Below are 23,727 nucleotides of genomic sequence, written 5' to 3'. Positions count from 1 at the left end.
TTCATGCGATATAACATGCAGTAGTGAAGTATAAGCGTCAACATGGACGTACATTTATCTATCAACGAATATAAAAGGACATAATAATGATGACATTATCACAAGACAGTTGCGAAGCCTGCCGTATCGGCGCACCGAAAGTCGACGATGCTGAGGCGCGTGAGCTGTTACAGCAGATTCCTAGTTGGTCGCTGATTGAAGTAGAGAGTATCAAGCAATTACAACGTCAATATAAATTCAAAAGCTTCGTCACGGCAATGGCATTTGCCAATCAGTTGGCAGACATCGCTGAAGCAGAAGGGCATCATCCAGGCATGCTGGTAGAGTGGGGCAAGGTGACCGTCACTTGGTGGTCGCATAGTATCAAAGGTCTACATCGCAATGATTTTGTCATGGCGGCTAAGACCGATCGCTTGCTAGATCAAGCGTAAAAAGACTCGTCAATTCAAAAACTAAATTTAACTGGCAACATAAGGATGTGTGATGCCTCCAAGAATCCTCACCCATATCACCCCTCAGCAAGCCTTCATCATATCAGCCATCGTCATCGCCATTATGGGTATCACCATGATCGGCTTTGGCTGGGTGCCGCATCTCTCCTTGATACTTGCTATCTGTATCCTACTGGGCATTGGTGCCTTTAAAGGACTGAGCTTTGATGACATGCAAGCGCAAATGGCCTCAGGTATCATGCGCGGTATCGGTGCCATCTACCTGTTCTTCTTTATTGGTTTGATGGTTGCCGCTCTTATGATGTCAGGTGCCATACCCACCCTCATGTACTTTGGTTTTCAGCTCATCTCACCAGAGTATTATTACATCTCCGCCTTTGTACTGACTTCCATTATTGGTATTGCACTTGGTAGTAGTCTAACCACAGCGGCAACGCTTGGTGTGGCGTTTATCGGGATGAGTAATGCCTTTGATGCCAATGTAGCGATAGCGGCTGGTGCCGTCGTCTCAGGAGCGTTCTTCGGCGATAAGATGTCCCCCTTGTCTGATACCTGTACTATTGCATCCTCTGTTGTCGGTATCGATCTGTTTGAACACATTCGCAATATGATGTACACCACCGTTCCTGCTTGGATACTCACGGTTATCTTGTTTTGGATGTTCTCAGGTCAGACAGCAGGTTCTGATCTTAGTCAGGTGACTGTCTTACAAGGACAGCTCATCGACAGTGGCTTGGTACAAAACTATGCGGTATTGCCGTTCGTGGTATTAGTGGGACTGGCGGTCTTTCGAGTCAATGCCATCTATACGATTATCTGCACCATTGCTGTGGCGCTTATTATCACTTATATACATAGTAGTCCAAGCTTTGGACAATTGGGTGGTTACCTGTTTGCAGGGTATGCACCGGCTGAGTCATTAGAGCTAGGTGAAGTAGGGGGAATGCTATCGCGCGGCGGTGTACAAAGTATGTTCTTTACGCAGGCGATTGTGATATTGGCACTGAGTCTCGGCGGGTTGCTCACGGCATTGGGTGTGTTACCAGCATTGCTATCTGGTATCAAAGACACGTTGACGACGTCAGGACGGGCGATCTTTGCAGCAGCGATGTCAGCACTGAGTATTAATGTGCTGATCGGTGAGCAGTATTTAAGTATTCTATTGTCAGGGACGGCTTTTCGTTCGACGTTTGAGCGCTTGAACTTACATCCAAAGAATTTGTCTCGTACGATTGAGGATGCGGGGACGGTGATTAATCCGTTGGTGCCTTGGAGTGTGTGCGGGGTATTTATCAGTCAGGCGCTAGGGGTGCCGGTGTTGGATTATCTGCCTTATGCGTTTTTCTGTTATTTGTCTTTGCTATTGACGCTGCTCTTTGGCTTTACAGGGCTGACTATTAGTCGAATAAAGAGCCATTAGGTGTTATCTGCTCACTATTGCTCTGATGCTATTCTTACTATAAAGCTGTCCCAAACAATATTTAGGACAGCTGTTAATACTAGGGCGTGTCTTCAATTCACTCGGAAAATGAAGACACACCCTAGACTTTAGTACCGATTAGAATTTATAGTTGATACCCATGTAAAATGAGCGACCTGCACCGGGAACGGCCGTGCCCCAGTTAGAGCCTGTGGTTAGCTCGTTATTGATACCCATGGTACTGCCTTGACCCATATACGCACCGCCTAGTGGTAATGCGTAGTTCTTATCCAATATATTATCAATACCGGCCTCAACGCTAATCGCATCCCACTGATAACCAGTGCTCAGGTTTAACAAACCGTAGCCAGCTGTTTTAATCTCATTACGCGGTGTCGACACCTTGTTTTTAGCAGCGACGGCAACCACTTCGACTTGGTTCCTCCAGTTATTGTTTTCGTGATTGAGCGCAATGCTAGCATTGAGTGGCATGATGTTGTATAGGTGGGAGCCTGTGTCTTTATTTTTGCCATTGGTATAGCTCAATGAGCCTGTAAGTTCCCAATCACCCCAAGCATTAGATGCCAAGTCACGGTCTGCTGTGATATCTAAGCCATATATTCTTGCATCTTGGTTGGTATAACGCATCACGTTATACTGGTCGCTGGTTTGGGTAGTTGCGGCGGTATTGGTTGCTGAATCCCATTGTATGGCATCAACATAATCATCGATGTGTGAGTAATAAGGCGTTGCTTTGACGCCCCAGTCGTCATCAGCGCCGCGCCAATCGAATGTTAGAGATAGCGTGTTAGATTTTTCTAGACTCAGATCAGGATCACCGAAATAGCCGTTACCATCACCCACGGTATTGTTCATAATCGATGCCATGCCCCATGTCGACCATATATAGCGCTCGTATAGGCTAGGGGTGCGCTCTTTGTGTGCGACTCCTATCTCTATTGATCGCTGAGTGTCGATGTCGTAGCGTGCAATGGCAGTGGCGTCAATATTGTTGTCAATTGTGCTACGGTCGCTTGCGTTGAAAGCAGCACTATCTCGGGCTTGATTGGCCATCATATTATAGCCGCTGACTTCGTCAGCACTGGTACGCACGTTTTCGTAACGAGCACCCAGCTGTGTGGTCCACTTTGGTGCTATCTGTTTTTCCCACTCGCCATAGACACCGATACGTTCGCGTTCGCCATTATTGATATTTTGGAACTCACCAGGCCCCATCATGCCAGTACCAGAGGCTGGCCATAAGTCATCGAGGGTGTAGTCTTGATACTCAGCGCCTACGGTCACAGTGCCTTGGTTAGTCAAATCGATAATGCCTTTGAGGTTAGCACCGATGGTTTCACTGTTGGTATACATAGGCATACCAGGAGCCGTACCGTACAAGAACTGTTTGTCTTCACCAAAGTTCATATAGTGTTCGACGTCTTCATGATACGCCTGTGCTTCTAATTGTCCCCAGCTTAAATGGCCTTTGTATCGTAGATTGATGCGGTCGAGCTGGTTGTCGAGCATGTCCATACGCTGGTTTGGGTAAAGCTCTTCTGGCACACGTTGCCAAAGATAGGTACCTTGCAACAGATGATCGCCATTTTGATAAGCCACATTGACAGACTGAGTCTGGCTTTCAAAGGCAGTCGAACCAACTTCATCTTTGGAGAGTTCTTTGCCGTCGCCACTCGCATCTGTGTAAGACTTAAAGTCACCACCAGCGTCGTAATTGTCTGATTTGGCGTAGCTGCCTTTATAACTGAGGCTTAAAGTATCGTTAGCGATAGTGGTTTCAATGTTGGCACCGTAGCCATTACCATTACTTCGATAGAATGTGCCAACCTCGCCTGACGTCACAACGGTACTGTCTTCTGAAAACGTTGGCTCTGCTGATTCTACTACGATGGTGCCGCCAATACTGTTACCACCGACACTCACGGGCGTGACGCCTGCATAGACTGTGGTTTCTTCCACGGCGCTAGGCGATATGTAGGATAGCGGTGAGTTCATACTGTTTGGGCAAGAAGCGATGGAGTCAACACCGTCCACTAAAATGCGCAGACGATTATCAGCCAGTCCTCTAATGACGGGCAAGTTTGAGATGCCACCAGCACTCTGCACATTTATGCCTGGAATTTTGGTCAATATGGTTGCAGTATCACTGGTTGCTACCTGTTTGTTGTCGATATCATTTTTATTAAGCGTCGCAGATGTACCAAGGTTACTGGCATCTGATGCGGTTGCCATTACTGTAATAGTGGGCAGGTAGGTCATTGGAATATCGTCAGTATTAGAGTGATCCTCTCCATTGTGGGCATAGGCATTACTGATTTGAAACAAAGCCATTGCCAACACGCTAAGCTTTAGAGCAGGGGTCGTACTTTTTAATGGTTGTAACATATTCTTTTCCTGAAAACTTTAAAAAACACATGATAAGAGGATTGTATTTTTGGTGATCAGTCACGGTCAGGCAGCGCATTAATAATGATAATAGCTCGCTGTACGACGCTATATACGGTCGTCAGTTATGCTCTCAACGTTTTATCGTTGAGCGGGTTACCAACTGTTAAATCAGCTGTCAATATTATTGGTAGTGACTGATTAAGCAATCAGGATAAAGGGAGGGGCACGGGAGAATGGTCGTAAGAAGCCAGTTGCATAATAGACCTCTATCGTAGGTGTTATCATCGCTACAATAGTAGTTAGCTCAATGAGATTGAATTCAGGTGATTTGATGATAAGCGGAGTGATAACTGCTGACATGGATGTACAGATGTCACAGCTATTATGTTGTTGCGCGTTGTGCTCAGAATGTGAGGCTGGCTCTGCATGTACAGATATTGCTGCTTCAGAATGATGCTGCGAGTGCATGCTATGATCATGAGAGGCTGATACGACAGGCGCAAGCTCAATACAAATGCCATGACCCAGACTGGCGTTGTCACTCCATAAAGGCGTCAATAATGGAGTAGTGTGCAGCAGCCATGCAAGACATGCCAGTAGCATGCCTGTCCACATCATTGCTGGTGATAATAGTGAATATCGCCGCGCATTATTGGGTTGTTTTAGCGTCATAGTATGTTCATTGCACTAGGGCATATTCTTAATTTAATCGATAGCCTTATCACTGATATAATCAAAAAAGAAAAATTAACAAGACTTATAAGGAATGCTATTCTACGGTAATTACCTTACTCATTACAAGGAATAAAATATTGAAGGTGGTATTGATAAAATGGCAAAAAAATACCCCGATACGTCTTTTATGAGACGCATTGGGGTATCTTGTTTATCTATACTAGAAAGATGTTTTTACGCTTACTTTTCTGCGTTTTTGTTCAAAGTTTTCTTCAGAAAATGGTCGAATATAAAGGGCCCAAAGGGTAAAAATGAGCCAAGCACGCCTGCAGGCATGGCCCAAAGCGGCATTCTTATTCTACCGACAGTAATCAGTAGGACAAGGATATAAGCGATAAATAATATGCCGTGTGCCATGCCGATATATTTTACCGCTTCGGGCATACCCATCATATATTTAAGTGGCATAGCAATGCCCATCAATAATAAGAAAGAAGTGCCTTCTAGATAGCCGACAACGGTTAATACCTTTAACGATGAATGCTGTTTTTTGCTAGAGCCAGTTGTTTCACTACTAGTAGGGCTGGTGGTCTGAGCGTGTGACACGTTGTGTTCCTTTCGATATTATTGAATGCACCATATGATACTGGCTTTGTTCTATGCTTTGAAGGATTGCTTTGTGTCAGTGACTATATAGTCTATTCTTAGGGTAGACCCCAGAATATGTTCTCACTTCAATCTCTTCAAAACTTGTGTATTTCCCATCCGTTCAGCATCATTTATATAGACTCAGCTTTTACTGCCTTAGCTTTTATTATATGAGTCTTTATGTCTGTTTCAATCCTTACGCCAATAGACTTTAACGACCGCATCAGCGCGCTCTAATGTGAGTCTTTGTTTGAGTAATCGACGCAGTGATTTTGCGGCACCTGCTTCAAGCGCTCCCCAGACCTTATCAATTTTTAGCGGATGCGTGGCTAGATAGTCGCCCACCGTATTGTCTATCAACGTGGCTAACTCTTTTCCTGAATTCACCTGACCTGTCACTAATGGCAGTACTATAAACTTATTATCTGTATTGCTTTCTATGTCACTGCTCATGTTATCAGTGTTTATTTTGACGTCATCAAAATAAGCTTGATCTTTTTCATCTTGAGTAACACAGAGGATGAGTGGTGGTAGAGGATTGTCCCACAGCTCCAGTAAGCGTGCTACGGTCGGCATCGAAGTCTCATCTGCTACTAACAGCGCTTGACCCTCATGTAGATGCTCAACTTTCTCTGGAAACTCACGCTTACTGATTACGCTCTCACCTGCTTGCAATGAGCTCGCCCAATTGCCGCCAGAGGTATCTCCGTGTAGGAACACATCAACCCATGCCTGCATGCCATCCGAGGTTGACCATGCTTTTCTTAATGTGTAATAGCAATGAGAGCGCGAAGGGCGGTCATGCTCATCAGTGACGTTATGGTCTAAATCAAATAAGTACGCATAACCTGCTTCATTGACGGGTACTGGATTAGAGGTATTGGTTTCTGGTGCTGTCAAGACCAGACGCAGCATGTTTTCGCTGACCTGATAGCTGTCTTGTACGATGAATTTTTGCTCAGTCAGTTTGATGGTTTTTTTGCCGAGTTTTTTATCTGCGCGTTGTTTAAGCAAAATGTATTGCGTCTGTAGTTCGCTAAGCTGTGTGATAGGCGCGGTAAAGGGGATAAAAAAATCATGATATTGAACGGCTGTATTTTGAGCATTTGCGCGCGGATGTGCTGAATCGTTCGGCTGTACCCGTAATGCGACACCTTCAGCATAAATATCAGACAACTGTATATCTGCATTATCCATCTCATCGGTCGTCAAGGAAGTAAACGCTTTCAAAAATCCAAGCAGTTCATCGAAATGCTCTTCATTGATATGAGCAATGGTATGGGCAAGTTCTGGGATATCTAGGGAAGTGTAAACGTTTGATTGAATATCAGGCTCATTTTTAGCAGAGGAAAGAGAATAGGTCATATATGTACTCACGAACAATTGTGCATTAAAGATTAAAAGAGTTGTATTTTATCTTAATGATAATTGTTTTTATTACTGTTTACGAGTAAAATCGGTTTTTATTGGCTTTCCAATATAAATACCACGACTTAAATTAATGACGAGTATCGCTATGTTACGTGCAAACCAACTGACTATCAGTCGTCAAGGAAACACCTTGCTAGATAATGTGAGCTGTGAGATTGATACCAATCAATTGGTTGCTTTGGTGGGACATAATGGCTCTGGCAAGTCAACTTTGATCAAAGCGTTGGCAGGCGAGATGATAAGTAATGGCGGTAGCGTTAGCTTAGATGATCGTCCTATGAGTAGCTACAGTAGCAAGGAGCTGGCACGACAAATGGCATATTTGCCGCAGCAACTGCCTGAGGCTGCTGGGTTTACGGTACGTGAGCTGGTCATGCTGGGGCGTTATCCTCATCAAAAATGGCTACAAAAGCCTACTCAGATAGACAAAGATAAAGTCGCAGAAGCGATGCGTACCACACAAGTTGAGGCGTTCGCTGACCGTATTACAGCCACATTATCAGGCGGGGAGCGCGCGCGCGTTTGGCTGGCGATGTGTCTGGCGCAAGACACTCGATACCTGTTATTAGATGAGCCTTTGGCGGCACTTGATATGCATTATCAGCTTGAAGTGATTCAACTGATTCGTCGTTTGGTGGATGAGCAGGGCTTGAGTGTGATCATTATTGTCCATGATATCAATCTGGCAGCGCAGTATGCTGATCGAGTTATCGCACTGAAAAACGGCCAAGTGTGCCACAACGGCGATATCCAAAGCACCATGCAACCAGACATATTACACAATATCTTCAATGTCGATATGCAATTGCTCAGTCATCCTATCACTGGGCAACCTGTCGCCATCGCTTAATATTTGCCTCATCTTTTTTATTCGCCTGTTTCATCTTATTCGCTCAAAAGATAGGTCGCTATGTTCCCTGCTCTTTATAAAAATAACCATTCTAAAAATGTCTCCAGAAACGCCGTAAAACCGTCAATCAAAAATTGCTCACCAGACTCCCTAAAGATACCATTAAAAAGGTTGTCTCTTGTTGTCAGCTTGGCATTAACCACTATGCTAACTGCATGTCAGGAGCCAGTGACTGAGCAAAAAGACGTTCAGGCAACTGCTCAAACAGCTGCTCAGGTAGACGGCGCGCCGCATGTAAAAATTAATATTGCCTCGCCTGATTGGGGCAATGCAGCAACGTTAACTGCCATGGGCTATCCACCGATTGCCACGGGCGATGTCAGAGTATGGGACAGATGGGTAGGGACGCCAACATTACCGCCAGCGACGATTGATTTGGGTATTCGTTATCAGCCTAATGCCGAATTGGTCGCGCAGTTGCCTGTTGATTTGGTTGTAGACAATTCGTTTTATCAACATGCCCGCAATTTATATGGCGATGTCCCTGCTGAGTCTGTGACGTTCGCAGCCAAAGGGGATACTGCGACATGGGCCGATTATACTGAGCCAACTCGCAAATTAGGTAAGCTGATTAACGAGCCAAAATTGGCTGAAGATTATATTGTAAAAAGTAATGATGACATAGGCATTGCTAGTGAACGGCTACAACAGCGCTATCCAAACGTTAAGAAATTCGCTGTGGTTCAGTTTGCTGATGCCAATAATATGCGTATGTATGTGGCAAACAGTTTGTTTCAGCCTGCATTGGCGCATATGGGCAAAGAGCTTGATGTATTAGGTAAGGGCAACCAATGGGGTTTTGTGCCGATACGTATGGGTGATTTGGCCACGTTAGATAATGATACTTGCCTATTAATTATTAATCCTTTGAGTCCAATCACGCGTGCTGAGATTGATGACAGTTTGATATGGCAGCGCCTAAGCTATGGTCATGATCGTTGTGTGGGCGAGTTACCGCCAGTATGGATCTATGGCGGCATGGCATCACTGGTCGGTTTGGCAAATAATTTATCAAATGTCACATTAAAAGGTGGTGCAGCCTCATGAGCATTCATACCGCCGAGCATCCTCATAACCTGCCTGCTGACAATACTACTAATAATGTTGATTCTATGTCCTCACTTTCATCGCCTTCGTTGTCTAAGTCGTTAAAGAACACGAAAAATCTACCAGACCCATTACCCCCATCTCCAGAGTCACCTCGGTCAGATGCTTCTACCTCTAGTGGTCTGTGGCGATTATGGAGCATGTTCATTGTGCTTCTGGCCTTGTCACTATGGAGTGGTTGGACGTTGATCGCTCAAGAATGGACACGTCCGATTGGTGATCTGTTGATGCCAAGCTCACAGCTAGATATTGCCAGTATGGCGACACAGCTGCATTTGGTTGCAACCAGTATCGTGGCCATATTGGCAGGTGGACTACTTGGGGTTGTCAGTATTTTACTCCAGCAATTGGTCAAAAACCCATTGGCATCAGACACCACTTTGGGTGTGGGTGTGGGTGCGCAATTGGCCATGCTAATCGTGACCTTGTTTTTGCCAAGCTTGGCAATTTATGGCGGTATTTATGTCGCGTTTGTCGGTGCGATTATCAGTATGGGCTTGGTATTTGCCTTGTCAGCGCCCAGTCGCTTTAACCCGTTGATTTTAATACTTGCCGGTTTAGTGGTGAATATTTTGCTCGCTGCTGTGGCCAATGTATTGGTGTTATTTTTCGCGGAGCGCAGCAATGGTATGTTGTCATGGGCTGCAGGGTTTTTGGCACAGAATAGCTGGCATACCAGTACGACGCTATCGATAACCTCAGTTGTGATGCTGGTCGTATGCCTGCCATTGTTAAAACCACTGACGCTAATGAGCTTAGACGACTTACAAGCCAAGCGTTTAGGCGTACCTATTAATAGTATCCGCGCGTTGGTGGTGTTGCTCGTCGCGATCGTAACTGCATTGGTCGTGAGTGAAGTTGGGCTGATTGGCTTTATCGGATTGGGTGCTGCTAGTCTGGTCAATGCGCTGGGTATTTCTTCTATTAGCAAGCGTTTAGTCGTCGCCTTTGTATTGGGTGCGCTATTACTATGGTTGACCAGTAATGTTGCGTTATTGCTAGAGCCTATACTTGACATGCAGATTCCAGCAGGTGCAATGACGGGCATCCTCGGTGCTCCGTTGATTATCTGGCTGATTTTGCGTCAGCGCCGTGAGCAGATAGAGACGGTAACCCCAATGATTACCGGTAAGGATAAACCGGTCGTATTATGGCGTTGGGGTATTGGTGTGGTTGCGCTCATCGCATTGGCATGTCTGTTCGTCCAAGATATCAATGGCTGGGTATTCAGTACCGACTGGGCCATTACTCAGCAATATCGACTGCCTCGCAGTTTGAGCGCGGCGGCAACGGGTCTAATGCTGGCCATCGCTGGTGTGCTATTACAAACGCTCACGCGCAACCCAATGGCAAGCCCAGAAGTATTGGGGGTCAGCTCGGGCGCTGCGCTTGGCGTTATTTTAGGGTTTTTGCTGCTGCCCAGTTTGGGTCTGTCCGCAGGTGCAGGTACGTTGCTCATCTCAGGATTGTCTGGTGCCATGGCGGTGTTGCTATTGGTTATTTGGCTGGCACGTCGAGTAAGTTCGGGCTATCTATTATTGGTCGGTATCGGGATCGCTGCCATGATGGATGGGGTGATGCATATGGTGAAGATATCTGGCGATCCGCGTCTAGAAGCGATGCTTAGCTGGCTATCAGGAACGACTTATAGCGCCCAGCCTAGTACGGTTTGGTATCTTATTGCGATTGCCTTTATTCTGTTTGCACTCAGTTTGCTGGTGATAAAACCTTTGCGTATCCTCGGTTTGGGTACAGGTGTGGCTCGTAACTTGGGCGTCGCCGTAAAGCCCGTGACCCTTGCATTGTTGGTATTGGTAGCGGCACTGAGTACGGCCAGTACATTGGCTGTCGGGCCACTAAGTTTTATTGGCTTGATGGTGCCACATTTGGCGACGTCGCTTGGTGCGATAAAGATTGAGCGTCAATTGCCATTAGCTGCCTTACTCGGAGCAGGTGTGATGGTGATAGCAGATTGGATTGGGCGTTATGTTATCTTTCCTTATGAGCTGCCTGCGGGTACTGTGGCGGCCATTATTGGTGGCGCATATTTCTTATGGTTGATTCGCAAAGTACCTGTTTCTGCGAGTTGATGGTTCTCGTATTGGTAAATCTGTTCAGTGCTAAAGATATAATGAGTAACCTTTGAGCTTGTATGTTGATATGTGAATAGTATTAAGCCCCATTTTTCTATAAACCAGACGAATGGGGCTTTTTTTGTGGATTTAATACGCCATGCTTTGCTGTATGTCATCTGTCGCATTTAACGCAACCGCGACGAAAGCGGCAGCCGTTGCACTGTTATTGGTCTGCTTGTATTGGATATGCACGGGTATGTGTGTGCTGACGTTGTTTAGCATCATAAAGTGACAGCCCTCGCTATACAGTTTGCGCACGCAATAAGGCGCAATCGCCACGCCTAAGCCTGCAGCTACCTCGGTTACCAATGTCTGCATGTGCTTGGGTTGACTGATAATATTGGGCGAAAACCCAGCTTGTTTACACAGCATGATGGTTTCATCAAATAGACCAACCGCTTCATCACGGTTAAAAATAATAAACTTATCATCTTTTAGCTGCGCCAACTCAATGGTTGTCTGATCGGCTAATGCATGGCTCTGGTTCACAATCGCCACTAATTTATCGATATAAATACTGTGGCTAACAAAGTCATTAGCAATAGCGCTCGGTAGCGGCCTAGAAAAACCAATATCGATGCGATCATTATTAAACGCTTCTATTTGTTCGGTTACTGTCATTTCAAACAAGGACACATGCACGTGCGGAAATTTTTCTTTATAACTGCGTACCAGTGTGGCCATAAAGGTCAGACATGCTGAGCTTAAATGCGCAATATTGAGCGTACCTACCTGTCCGTCATGGGCTCGTTTAACTTGTGTCTTCGCTTGCTCTGCTAAGCTCAAAATAACAGCGGCGTCTTTCAATAGTTGCTCGCCAGCAGGTGTGATAGTCACTTCACGAGAAGTACGGTTAAACAGAACAACACCCAATTCTGTCTCTAACGATGAGATATGGCGACTGATGGCAGGTTGCACGGTATAAAGCTCACGCGCCGCTTCCGAAAAGCTCTGGTGCTTGGCCACTGCCATAAAGCTTTTGAGTGTTTTTATATCCATATCATCAATCCCTTTTATTAATATCTTTAATCAAAATTTTGCTCAATCTTAGTTTTTTATCTATACAGTATTTGTATGGATTCAATCATATACTATCATTTTTGTTATGGTTTGATAGGCTCTATACTTGCGGCATGATTTATTAAGCCGAGATAACAATGGATAAGCCAGTATCAGTACTAAACCAATCGTCAAGCCAGTCATTAAGCCGATTTATTCTGCTTTTGATGACCGCCGCGATTGCCGCAACCGCCGCCAACCTTTATTACAATCAGCCGATTTTACCGCTCATCGGTCATGAGTTTAATTTGACCGACTCACAACTGGGCAGTATTCCGGCATTGACGCAGTTTGGTTATGCGTTTGCTTTACTGTTCCTCTCACCGTTGGGCGATTCGATTGCGCGTAGACGCCTGATTGGTATTCTGTCGTGCTTATTAGTAGCGGCTTGTGTTTTTGCAGCGATATCACCCAGTTTACCCGTACTGCTGCTATCGGTGTTTTTGATTGGTGTCAGCGCCAATATTACCCAGCAGCTCATTCCTTTTGCCGCATCCATGGTGTCTCCTGAAAACAAAGGCGCAACCCTTGGTACCCTGATGATGGGATTGACCATAGGTATTTTATTATCCAGAACCTTAAGTGGGTTTGTAGGGGAGCAGTTCGGTTGGCGCAGCGTGTTTGTGATGTCTGCAGCACTTGCCGCTATCTTTGGGGTATTACTGCGGGTATTTTTGCCAACCAATACGCCACAAACCACACTGCGTTACTTTCCGCTTATCAAAAGTAGCTTGGCACTGTTTATAAAACACAAATCCCTGCAAAAATTCACCCTTGCAGGCGCATTTTGGTTTGCCTCATTCAACGTACTGTGGGCAACACTGGCGATTTATGTCAGCGATGCGCCTTTTAATTACAATGCACAGCAAGCAGGACTATTTGGTGTGATTGCGCTGGCAGGCGTGATAGGGGCTAAATCCTCTGGAAAATGGGTCAATAAATTGGGCTCTAAAACCTTAGTGATGATCGCATTGGCATTGGCTGCCACAGGCTTCGCTATTACAGGGTTGTTTGCAGGTAATTTGGTGTCATTGATTGTTGGTATTATTTTAATCGACTTTGCTGTATTCAGTGCGCAAGTGGCCAATCAGGTTCGCGTCTTTAGTATCGATCCCGCTGCCCAGAGCCGTATCAACGGTATCTATATGCTGGGTTACTACACAGGCGGGGCATTGGGTTCTATGGCGGGTGTCAAAGCCTTTGCCTTATACCAATGGCCAGGAGTGGTGGTGGTCAGCATCGTCTTTATCATCATCAGTGCAATATTTAATTCATTTGCCAAAAAATAAGTTACATCAGTACATAGATATCGATTATTACGAGAGTAACGATGAATCGATTTGACTTTGTATCGACTAAGGACACATATGAACCAATTAAAAACCGCAGGTAGTTTTACCTTACTGTGTATTGCCAGTTTGACCATTATGGTCGGCACGTTACTGGCACCCGGTTTGGTCAGTATTTCGGCAGGCTTGGGCATTACCGACAATAGCGTGTTATTAATCACCTTGCCGTCATTGGGTGCGGTGGTATTTGCGCCACTGGCTGGCAAATTAATCGATAAATATGGCGCGTATAAGCTTTTGATGATCGGCTTGTTTTTATACGGGCTCACGGGCGCCAGTGCTTATCTTTTACATGGGCCAGCACAGGTGTTTAGCAATCGGTTTTTATTGGGTGGTATAACGGCAGTTGTCATGGCGAGTTGTACGGTACTAATCTCCACGTGGTATCAAGGCGAAGCTCGCTTAAAGATGATTGCCAAGCAAGGGATGTCCATTGAGCTGGGCGGGGTCATATTCTTATTTTTAGGTGGTTTGCTGGCTTCACAGTTTTGGGCATTACCGCTATCGATTTATTTGATTGCGTGGGTGTTTTTAGCCATGCTGCTACTGTTTGTACCACGGCATCATACAACTGCTGTAAACCATGAGCAGATTAATGAGGACGATAGCAAAACCATCATTAGTGGCTTATCTCTAAAAAATGTATATCTTATCTCAACCTTAGCGATGACCATATTTTTTACCTCAACCGTGTTACTGCCCATCACCATGCATGAATTGAGCTATAACGAATCACAAATTGGTCAACTACTGGCCTTTATCTCTTTGGTGGCGGTCGTTACCGCAGGCTTTATGCCAAAAATAATCAAATGGTTGAATGAACCCAAAGTATTGGCATTGGCATTTTTAGCATTTGCGTTGTCGTATATTTGCTTTACGCAAGCCAGTACCTTGCTATTAGTATTAGGCGCGCTATTGATCGGTATTGGATTTGGTTTTAGTATTCCGCTGTTGAACCACATGACCGTCGAGCTAAGTGCTGCTAACGTACGTGGCCGCAACTTATCTTACTTTACGATGGCAGTGTTTTCTGGTCAGTTCTTCACATCATTTATGGAGTACATGCCGGGCGGCGCGCACAACGTGTTTATTATGTGCAGCGTGTTCAGCGTCATCATCAGCGTGGTGTTATTTGTGAAAGGTCGTAAATCTGCTTGATAGAGCGTTTATGCTTTCCATAAGAAAACATGAAGGAAGCACTTAGAGTCATCAACAGACACTGAGCCAAGCACTGATGCTGATGCTTTTGCTATTTATATCACAGCATCAGTTAGCTTGCAGGTTGTGTTAAGCCAGCTGCTTTTTAAGCGTTCGTAAACGACTTTTGAACTCTGAGCGGTCAACATAACAGCCTTTGAGACGACGCTCTCCAACGTTTTCATCAAATGCATTACGTCCGTGCAGGACTCGGCGGTTATCAAAAACCACCATTTGACCCGCTGCTAATTTTAATTCAATCTTATAGCGACTGTCTTTTAATCGAGCCATCAGCTCTCGATAAGCGAGATAGTAGTCGTACATAATATCACTGGGCAAATCAAAAACATCTGCAAGATGCGCGTTGTATTTGATTTCGACAATATTGCCGAAGTTGTCTAGATTGATGACGGGGTGGTGCTCATGGATATCATGGGCAGTGTCATGAAAACGAAAGGGAATAGCATATTCGGCAAGCAAACGAAAATACTCAGGCTGCTCTTCTCGTAACCCTTCTAACACCTTTAGCCCATCCACAAAAGTAGATTCGCCACCTACGCTTTCATTACTCAAAAAATGCAAAAATTGATAGCCTGGAGGCAATTCCTGATTTGGCAAGTCGGTATGCAAAGGTAATGAGAGCGAGGTATAAGCCAAATTGATCGGCGACTTTTCTGATATCACATCAAAGGTCATGCCAAAATTAGTCTGACGCAGGTAATCAACTCGCATGGCGGTCTGTACGCCAGCATCAGAGTCATCTGGCATATTATCAATGATAGTAAGCCCATATTTATCCAGCGCACTCATCCACTCATATAAAGCGCTGTCACTGGTCATGATGCTCTGCTGGTCATACATCGGAATATGGTCAATAAACGTGCCATCCCAACTTTCATAAGGACTGCTATGGTCCTTGGCCAATGCACTAGAATAACCAAACTCACGTAACCAGCTTTGTTTAAAGTGGCTGATATGCTCTTGTTCTGACCACTCAATCGTCAACGTTGTCTCATCAAAAGAGACGGATAGTGGATGGATATCTTTTGAGATACTCAGCAAATCAAAGCTACGCTCGCCAGTTTGCGGATGAAAAGCAGATGGGCAGTTATCACGCAGCCAGATATAGTGATAGTTGCTGTCGATACCATCACTCCAGCGTATTTGAATGGCGCGGTCAATGAGTGCAACGGATTCTATTTGATAGTCATTTGCTACTAATACGTCTAGAGATGGTGTTGCTTGAGGCATTTCCATTGGAGCATACCCTACATATACATGAAGTAAAAATATATTTTACGGTATATTGCTAAGATCGGTTATTCAAACAATGAATTACGAATCACCTAATAGGTAATATCAATTATGGTGTTAAATCTTTTGCTTAATTTTTATTGTTGAGAAACAAGAGTCATGATACTAAAGGTGATCAGCTTATATCCTGCGAGCTATTAGCGACGCAGCGAGCTGATGTATTATAATCATAATTGGTCTTACCTTCATTCTCTTGCTTTTCAAACTCATCAACAGGCGCTGTTGGCAAGCGTTTGATTCGCATGATAGTAATTGACCCGTTGGCTCGTACATTTTGTGCATCTCCCCAATCAGCATTGACAGAGCGTACGACTTTTTTAGTGCCTGTCTTAGGGCCTTTTGGGTTATGCTCAGGACTGTTAGCATAATAATCCTCGCTATACCAGTCAGTCATCCACTCAAGGTTTTGATTGGTCATGTCATACAGTCCTAATGTATTGGGCGGGTACAGACCGACAGTAGGTATAGCTAAACTGGTGCGATACTTACTTGAGAGTTCACTCATTTCGTCAAATGTAGCTATATTACGCCCACCGTTTATCCATCCGTTATCAGTTGGGAATAGCACATATTTACCACGATTACGCGCGGCATACTCCCACTGAGCTTCAGTCGGTAGACTCATAGGTACATCTAGCTGCTGACCAAGCCACTGACAGTAGTTTTGAGCAGTTTGCCAATTAATACCAGCTGCTGCATTAGGTTGACGTATTGCTTCCATGTAGACCTGAGTACCGACTTTCTCTTGTCCTGTTGCCATACTATAGATATCAAAATCACCATAAGTCGCTTTGTAAGCATTCATACTAAAGCCATCAAGCGTTACTTTATGAAGAGGCTTATTATTTTTACTGGTGCTAATAGGACCACCACCATTGATAGTGACTTTATGCCCAAAGTCACCCATCTCATAACTACCACCTTCGATGAAGCGCATATTAGCCTTTTGCTTAACTATAAAATCGTCTAACTGCTGTTGTTCATCTGCCGTTAGATTGCTACGAGTTTGCGGTACGCCATTACTGTCCGTTGAGGTAGTAGGCGTGTTAGCACAGGCAGAGAGGGTACATAAAGGCAAGATAAATAAAGATACGAGCAGGGGCTTTAAAGTCATAGAAGTAGGCAGTTATATGTTATAAAAAAATAAGGCGAAATATCTAATCTTAAATCATTTTCGTTTGGTCAAAATATATTTAAAATTGGATAATAGTCGAAATATGCTCAATATATTGCGACAAATTACTGTATATAACAAGCCCTATCTAAAACGAGAGATTAAACCGACTGTATATTTTATAAAGACTGGCTGTTTATAATATTGGTTTATAGCCTTGCTTTGGTATATAAATAAAAATAGAATATAGTCGATTAAATATAGCATGTATGTGAATGATGATTCCCAATAGCCAGCCTAAAGATATCCAAATAAAAAAAGCCATATATAAATCCTTACCTGCATTGGTCAAGCATAGTCGCCACTGACGGCGGACTTGTCTCATTTGCGCTGGTTGGTTTAGGTCAAATCGACTACGGTAGCAATAAATATGAATGTACCTTCGATGATGGAAAGGCTCTCTAAATGTCAAAAATTTTAAAACCGTTATTCATATGTTTTTCGATAATGTTGGTCTCTTGTTCAGTTAATTCTCCTGCTAACGATCCAAATGATAGTACTCTAGAGAATACTGACCGCACACTAGGGCAGGATAAGGCAACTATCGTTAAAAATCAGAAAGTGTCTTTTGACAGCATAATCAAATGTAATGGGAATAATTTATTCACTTTCAATGAAGGTCATTTTTATTATCCTGACTACGGTTGTATATATAGTGATAGCAACAGGTTTGGAGATATTCAGGTCTTTTTGTTTCCTAAAAATAATCTCTTTATTCCAAATAAGATGTCTGAATTTGACTCAGTTGTAGATGATGTTAATGCGTTAACGCTGAACGAAATAAAAAATAACTTTGAGATCTTTGTTAGGGTTATTGATAAAAGTGACTTAGTTTTCACTAAGGATCTCGACTCTCCCTACTATATAAAAGACAATCCAAAAAAATTGGTTTATTACTTTGATGGTACGTGGAAGCTTATTAATACAAAAGAGGATATAGACCAAGATCCTTTTAAGTTTTATGTAAATTTTGCTAAATCAAATAACAAAGGTTCAAACAAAATTAATTCTGAAGAAGTCTACAAGGCTAAGGATATAGAAGATGCTACTAAAGCAGCAACTGAAATATATCCTAAGCAGCCAATGTATGGCACGATTGAAGCGTTCACCTTTAATGGGCTGCTATCTTTGCAGGAAATCAAAAAAGACTTACCAAAAGATCAGTTTGAAATATTTACTTTCGATGTCAATGCGGATGACATAGACGACTTAGTGGTTAGTCGTATTAATGACGATAATGATTTTTTTCAGGGCAATGAACTCTATGTACTTACTCGAGACAAAAGTGGTAAATACACACTGAGCTTGAGTACGCAAAGCTATACCACTGAGACAGGTTGGTCTTTATCCAACATATTACCGCGTCGAGACTACTCGGGATTTATTATAAGTACTCAATATTCTACAGGGAGATCTGAATATACTTTTTACTATACATTTGAAAACGGTAAGTGGTATATAGCAAACGCATCAACTGAGGGTTCTATAGCAACTGGTGAAGAGTATTATTGTATTGACCACAATAAGTCTAGTATAGATGATTTTATTACCCTGATTGGTTCATATCCAACAGAAGCTGATGAGCTTGTCAGAAACTGTCCTTTGCCTCCGACCAAGTACACGGTCAAAACAGATCAAGCAGAAATTCTCAATGAAAAATTCAAGTCTAGATCCAAACCGAATTATTACATCAAAGGTGATTTAATTGAAGCTGTTGATCAAAATGAGGACTGGGTGAAAGTTGCTTATAAAGAGGGTACTAAGTTCGGTTGGATAGATAAGCGTGATTTGAGTCCGATTTCTGATTGATGAAGAGGCTCAAAAAGCTTTTGATGGTAAAAACTGGCAAATAAATATCAGATGGATAGTGGCGATCGCGGTTAACGCCAGTCTCGTTGCTTGGATAGCACTTAATAATGTTTAGTAAAAATAAGCTAATTGATAATAAAGTTTAATTGAGTTCCGATATGATATTACCCATACCTCAACAGCTTCCTATAGGTAAAATAATTGGCCGTCCTTACAAAGGTAAGATTACTGACTTCAACGAGCAAGAATACAGTGTATATAGGCTAAGTGGGCTTATACATGAAATTAACCCAGATTATTTATTATTCCACCCGTCAATAAACTCTATCCAAAATGTATCCTTGTTGGCATCTTATGGATCATTATGGCTGTTTGGCCAAATGCTTTTTATTTTTACTACTATAGCATTACATCCATCACCTAACTATATAATCGAATGGATAGATATAATACTTTTTTTTAGTATTATTTCAATTTTTGGGTTTGCACCTATTCTAACTTTAAAACAGCTTAGAACTAAAAAGTCTCGCTACTACAAAATTCTGCTACTAAAAAGTACTCAAGAAATTGCCTATTATGAACATAATAAAAAGCAAGAACCTATCTTTCATTTGATTGATTATCAAAATATCATTGCCTCTGTCAGAGGTAATGAAGGTACTAAATTTGAGTCTCTCAACTTGCATATTGTTGATAAAACAACAGACGAATTGATTCATTCGATTAAATTTGATGATCATAGACTCAACCCCTACGACCAATGGGCGTTTATCCGTACCTATATGGAACGTCCAGCAGATGAGCTACCTTTAAATATCGAATATGCTCAAGAATGCCCAACAGACATGAGTCGCTCATTACTGGCCTGCGCTGACATTGTGCAGGTATCAAAAGACGTCTATTACTCTAATGCCAATCATGACATAAATCTAATGGGGTGGTCACGAGCCTGTATCGTCAGCTACTTAGATCTAGCCGAAGGTAACATCTATCAATCCAGTGCCAATCCTGCATTGCACCCTGAAGTGCAGCGTCGGCTTAAGTGGGATAGAAAAAACAACCCATACAATGTGTTGCCTGTCACCGCAGCGCGCCAAGCTGCTTTTGATAATAAAAATACAAAGGTCAAACTAAAATGGTACTCAGGCATAGCAGTGAATGCGACATGGTTTATCGGTTCGATACTATATGTGATGCTGGTGATTGCTTAGATAAAACAACAATAAACAAGCCATCCAAACGCATGACGATGCTTTAAAGAGGATGACGGAGTAAAACGATGATCGACATGATAGGCCGCGGAAAAAACGGAACCTACGATACCTTAGGTAAAGCCTATAAAGTAGATAACTTGCAACATGAGCTGCGCCCATATCAGAAGCTTGATTATCCACTACGTCCGCAGCGTACTGTCGTACAGTTTAATAGCACCTATATGGAGCTGGTAGACATGTGGGACTCTATCCGTGGCGAGATTGTTTGGAGTCAATTATTTCTTTCTTTAGTAGCCACTGTTGGTTTAGGTGTTGTTAGTTATATTATGCTCTCTGAGTTTAATAAAAGTGGACTTGGCTTCTCCACCTTATTTTATATTGTAGCAGATCTTATATGGTTTGGATTTATTTACGTCTTATTAAGACGTCTTAGCAGAGAGCTATTTACCTACACCTATTTCCCCATTCGTTTTAATCGTAAAGAGGGCAAAGTCTACGTCATAGGTGCCAATAAAAAAGTAGAAACCTATGACTGGGGTAGTCTAAAGATACAAATGCAGACCGATGTCAATGCACCATGGGATATCCGCTGCAGCGATGTGGATGACAAGGGTATTATCCAACGCACTTTTAGTCTGCCTTTTCGATACGATAGAGTATATAAGGTCTTATATGGCCATTTTGAGTTTGTTAATCGCTATATGTCTGCCAAAGATGATAGCGAGCTCGCTGAGGTAGCCAGTAGTATCCGTCATATCTTTCCCGTCCATCAACGTAAAGAAACCTTTAAAGAAAGTGTACAGCGTTCTTTATTTGAATATCATCAAGATTTCTATGATATGGAATATCCAGAAGACACTTTAAAGTTAGACTGGACGTTTATGATTAATATTCCTTTTTGGTTTTTAAAGCTATTGGGACGTCGTTTAGCCGTATTAACGTCTACCACGCCGCATTTCCCTTTTGAGATAGAAGTTCAGTGTGATGTAGATCCCAACGATAAATTTGACTTAAATAAAAACCCACCGATACCAGCGCTCATAAAGCCTGCTACCTTATTAGAAAAAGTATTCTATGTCGTGATGATGGTGGTTGCAACGCTTGCTTCTTTATCGATACTCGCTATTATTATTGATATAATCGGTGCTGCGCGACCACATGGTGATTATCCCAGCTTCTTTAAAATACTGTGGGATTTGCTGTTATTTCGGTGGATTTAGACTGGATTTTTAGTTGCAACGCCTAAAGTATAAAATTCTGATGATATGGGCAAAAACATCTTCTAGCATGTCTCTGTAAAGCAGAAAACAGCGCAGCCATAGAAATTTAGGACAATGAATAATGAGCGGATATGTTGTAGACATGGAAGGTCGGTTTCGACTGACCAAGAAGCCACCATTTTTGACCCCTGGTTATCAGGCAGTTGGGCAAAAGCTTGATGATGTAAAAGGCATCCGTAAAAGAGTACCGTTAGAAAAAGATACAACCTACGATGTGCCATTGCACCCTCAACAAACGGTTGTACAGTTTAATTCAACTTATCTAGAAACCACGGGGCGCAATGAAAGAAGACGTGGCGATGCGGTAGGATGGGGGCTGGCTTTAGGGTTTGTTGGACTGTCTGTTAGCAACGGTATTATCTTTGCGATAATGAGATTTATAACAGATTTTAATATTGTGTATTTAAGTGTTTGTCTTATTCTTGCTTTTTCTATGATTCTTCTATTCTTTGTTCCATTAATAAATGTACTCTCAACCGAGTTATTTACCACATGGCATTCTCCTATCCGATTTAACCGTAAAACCCGTAAGGTCTATGTCCGTCAATATAACCGTAAAGTAGAGGTATATAACTGGGACGAATTGACCTTTTTTATTGCCTATATTAGTGAAGACAGAGACATCAGAGCGGTTGCCTTGGATAAAGATGGCGAAACCGTGACAGGTATGTTTGCGCTCGCTTTTAAAAATGATGTCTTTGATAAAAGCTTAATCAGCTATTTTGAGTTTATTCGTCGTTATATGGAAGGCGATGATCAGCAACTAAAAGAAGTCAAAGAAGCCATACGTTATATCTATCCCATTCATAAAAAACGTGAAACACCGCTCATGTCATTTAAGCGTTTGATACTCAATGAAGTGCATCATGACCATGAAAATATGGAGTATCCTGAACGCACGTTTGAATTTCAACCAGTGACATTGGTTATCCTGCCGTTATTAGCACTGCGCTATGCAGGACGAGTGATTTCTATGCTCACCAGCTATCGTCACCGTTTTAGCTCAGATATTCAAGCGGAATGTCAGATTGATCCCAATGACCCTTATGATTTAAACAAGGATTTACCAGCAGGCAACCTTGAGCAGCGCAATCAGCCTATGTGGAAGACGGTGGTTTATAGTGTCGGTATTGCTATTGCGACTATTGTCATGATGTTTGTGGGCGCTTTTATCATAGATCTGATGGGCGCGGCGAGACCACATGGTGACTATCCAAGTATGGTCGGCAAACTCTGGTATGTGGTTAGTTTGGGATGGTTATCTTGATAAGTCTGATCTATGCTGTCACGTCTGCAGACATTAATTGGAGAGGTTTTAGCCATTTTAAGGCCACTAAATATATTAATGTGCTAATTGAGGACACGCTATAACTAAGGAAAAATAAATGAGCAATACAAACAACGTCTGGCTGGCGGGCTTTAAGCTAACGTCTATTAATTTTTACGATATCTATCCTGCTAATAGTAAAAAATATGACTTTCCTAAGTATTGGAAAGTATTTGAAAGTAGGGAAAAAACAGCTGACCCTAAGTTATTAGAAATAAAAAATACGTACAAAGAAGATAGGTTAGAGCTATCAGGAGCAGGTAGATACTTCTTTAAGACTGAGCATTTACCAGACAGTTTGTGGGTAGAGGGTAGTGACACCAAGCTACCGCCATCCTCTGAATATATCTTTAAAGTGAGAAGTGGTGGCGTTGTGCTTACCCAAGCCTGTGCTCAGTTGCTACAGCATTTTCGCTTAGGGGAAAGTACGCTCACGCCAGTGCAACTCTATAGCCTTGAGACCCAGCAACTGTGTAGTGACAAGACCTTTTATTTTCTTAATCTGTGTGAAAGACGAGAATACATTCAATACCCGCACCCTCAGGTGAACGAGTCATTTTCCTCTTATGCTAGTTCTAGCTTTGATGGCAAGCAAAGATACGCAACCAGTATACCTATCAAAGACAAACAACTATTAGTTAGTAAATCAGCACTAAACTGCGAGCTAGATCTATGGCACGACCCCTTGTTGATGAGTTATGTATTTGTGTCCGATGCACTGCATGATGCCCTAGTACAAGCGGATATGGATACTCAATGGAACATGGTGTCTTGTCAGTTGGTCTAGATAAGATTACCTGCCAAGCCCGTTTGAATG

General features: G+C 42.9%; 19 protein-coding genes. 12 read left to right on the top strand and 7 right to left on the bottom strand.

The features are described from left to right. Positions 1-86 precede the first annotated feature (86 nt). Together AAEY75_RS01335 and nhaC are read left to right on the top strand one after the other, a co-directional pair. A complete protein-coding gene (locus AAEY75_RS01335) occupies positions 87-431 on the top strand; it encodes a 4a-hydroxytetrahydrobiopterin dehydratase (protein WP_352257935.1) in 345 nt (114 codons plus the stop codon). A gap of 52 nt (positions 432-483) precedes the next feature. Further along, entirely contained in the window at positions 484-1,872 is a 1,389-nt protein-coding gene (nhaC, locus tag AAEY75_RS01330) for a Na+/H+ antiporter NhaC (RefSeq protein ID WP_352257933.1), read from the top strand. Between the two features lie 138 nt (positions 1,873-2,010). Here the strand turns inward: nhaC and AAEY75_RS01325 are convergent, their stop codons facing one another. The 4 genes from AAEY75_RS01325 to AAEY75_RS01310 all read right to left on the bottom strand — a co-directional run bounded on the left by AAEY75_RS01325 (position 2,011) and on the right by AAEY75_RS01310 (position 6,969). Further along, positions 2,011-4,278: a TonB-dependent receptor gene (locus AAEY75_RS01325; RefSeq protein WP_352257931.1), complete on the bottom strand. Its 2,268-nt coding sequence runs from the start codon at positions 4,276-4,278 to the stop codon at positions 2,011-2,013. Positions 4,279-4,479: 201 nt separating this feature from the next. Continuing rightward, on the bottom strand, positions 4,480-4,953 hold the full coding sequence (locus AAEY75_RS01320) for a DUF2946 family protein (RefSeq protein WP_201551621.1): 474 nt from the start codon (positions 4,951-4,953) through the stop codon (positions 4,480-4,482). A 243-nt stretch (positions 4,954-5,196) separates the two neighbouring features. After that, complete coding sequence (locus AAEY75_RS01315) at positions 5,197-5,562, bottom strand: DUF3817 domain-containing protein (RefSeq protein WP_352257929.1); 366 nt, start codon at positions 5,560-5,562, stop codon at positions 5,197-5,199. Between the two features lie 231 nt (positions 5,563-5,793). Further along, a complete protein-coding gene (locus AAEY75_RS01310; protein ID WP_352257927.1) occupies positions 5,794-6,969 on the bottom strand; it encodes an SIP domain-containing protein in 1,176 nt (391 codons plus the stop codon). Positions 6,970-7,120: 151 nt separating this feature from the next. Here AAEY75_RS01310 and AAEY75_RS01305 point away from each other — a divergent pair, with 151 nt between their 5' ends. The 3 genes from AAEY75_RS01305 to fhuB all read left to right on the top strand — a co-directional run bounded on the left by AAEY75_RS01305 (position 7,121) and on the right by fhuB (position 11,142). After that, complete coding sequence (locus tag AAEY75_RS01305; RefSeq protein WP_197216968.1) at positions 7,121-7,885, top strand: ABC transporter ATP-binding protein; 765 nt, start codon at positions 7,121-7,123, stop codon at positions 7,883-7,885. A 204-nt stretch (positions 7,886-8,089) separates the two neighbouring features. Continuing rightward, positions 8,090-8,992, top strand: a complete 903-nt coding sequence (locus AAEY75_RS01300) for a TroA family protein (RefSeq protein WP_352257925.1) — start codon at positions 8,090-8,092, stop codon at positions 8,990-8,992. Continuing rightward, positions 8,989-11,142, top strand: coding sequence for a Fe(3+)-hydroxamate ABC transporter permease FhuB (fhuB, locus tag AAEY75_RS01295; RefSeq protein ID WP_352257923.1), 2,154 nt, complete (start codon positions 8,989-8,991; stop codon positions 11,140-11,142). The genes AAEY75_RS01300 and fhuB overlap by 4 nt, the downstream gene beginning before the upstream one ends. 132 nt (positions 11,143-11,274) lie before the next feature. On the opposite strand, the gene AAEY75_RS01290 is transcribed toward fhuB, so the two are convergent. Beyond that, positions 11,275-12,186 carry a LysR family transcriptional regulator gene (locus tag AAEY75_RS01290; RefSeq protein ID WP_352257921.1) on the bottom strand — a complete coding sequence of 304 codons (912 nt, stop codon included), beginning with the start codon at positions 12,184-12,186 and terminating at the stop codon, positions 11,275-11,277. A gap of 158 nt (positions 12,187-12,344) precedes the next feature. Here AAEY75_RS01290 and AAEY75_RS01285 point away from each other — a divergent pair, with 158 nt between their 5' ends. Both AAEY75_RS01285 and AAEY75_RS01280 read left to right on the top strand, forming a co-directional pair. Then, the gene (locus AAEY75_RS01285) at positions 12,345-13,535 is read left to right on the top strand and encodes an MFS transporter (protein ID WP_352257919.1); all 1,191 of its coding nucleotides are present in this window, start codon (positions 12,345-12,347) and stop codon (positions 13,533-13,535) included. 78 nt (positions 13,536-13,613) lie between these two features. Then, the gene (locus AAEY75_RS01280; RefSeq protein ID WP_352257917.1) at positions 13,614-14,753 is read left to right on the top strand and encodes an MFS transporter; all 1,140 of its coding nucleotides are present in this window, start codon (positions 13,614-13,616) and stop codon (positions 14,751-14,753) included. Between the two features lie 129 nt (positions 14,754-14,882). On the opposite strand, the gene AAEY75_RS01275 is transcribed toward AAEY75_RS01280, so the two are convergent. Further along, positions 14,883-16,049 carry a TauD/TfdA family dioxygenase gene (locus AAEY75_RS01275; RefSeq protein WP_352257915.1) on the bottom strand — a complete coding sequence of 389 codons (1,167 nt, stop codon included), beginning with the start codon at positions 16,047-16,049 and terminating at the stop codon, positions 14,883-14,885. A gap of 172 nt (positions 16,050-16,221) precedes the next feature. Continuing rightward, positions 16,222-17,220: a formylglycine-generating enzyme family protein gene (locus AAEY75_RS01270; protein WP_197100395.1), complete on the bottom strand. Its 999-nt coding sequence runs from the start codon at positions 17,218-17,220 to the stop codon at positions 16,222-16,224. A 465-nt stretch (positions 17,221-17,685) separates the two neighbouring features. On the opposite strand from AAEY75_RS01270, the gene AAEY75_RS01265 reads away from it, so the two are divergent. The 5 genes from AAEY75_RS01265 (at position 17,686) to AAEY75_RS01245 (ending at position 23,697) form a co-directional block, all read left to right on the top strand. Further along, the gene (locus tag AAEY75_RS01265; RefSeq protein WP_352257912.1) at positions 17,686-19,089 is read left to right on the top strand and encodes an SH3 domain-containing protein; all 1,404 of its coding nucleotides are present in this window, start codon (positions 17,686-17,688) and stop codon (positions 19,087-19,089) included. Between the two features lie 158 nt (positions 19,090-19,247). Continuing rightward, complete coding sequence (locus tag AAEY75_RS01260; protein ID WP_197216980.1) at positions 19,248-20,300, top strand: hypothetical protein; 1,053 nt, start codon at positions 19,248-19,250, stop codon at positions 20,298-20,300. 68 nt (positions 20,301-20,368) lie between these two features. Further along, on the top strand, positions 20,369-21,523 hold the full coding sequence (locus AAEY75_RS01255) for a DUF6708 domain-containing protein (RefSeq protein WP_197216982.1): 1,155 nt from the start codon (positions 20,369-20,371) through the stop codon (positions 21,521-21,523). A 121-nt stretch (positions 21,524-21,644) separates the two neighbouring features. Beyond that, positions 21,645-22,850, top strand: a complete 1,206-nt coding sequence (locus tag AAEY75_RS01250) for a DUF6708 domain-containing protein (protein WP_197216984.1) — start codon at positions 21,645-21,647, stop codon at positions 22,848-22,850. 118 nt (positions 22,851-22,968) lie between these two features. Next, positions 22,969-23,697, top strand: coding sequence for a hypothetical protein (locus AAEY75_RS01245; RefSeq protein ID WP_197216985.1), 729 nt, complete (start codon positions 22,969-22,971; stop codon positions 23,695-23,697). The last annotated feature ends 30 nt before the right edge of the window (positions 23,698-23,727 follow it).

The organism is Psychrobacter sp. TB55-MNA-CIBAN-0194 (assembly GCF_040309505.1).
GTDB classification, from domain to species: Bacteria; Pseudomonadota; Gammaproteobacteria; order Pseudomonadales; family Moraxellaceae; genus Psychrobacter; species Psychrobacter fozii.
Note: the sequence above shows the minus strand (reverse complement) of the source record. Positions and strands in the feature narration are given on the sequence as shown.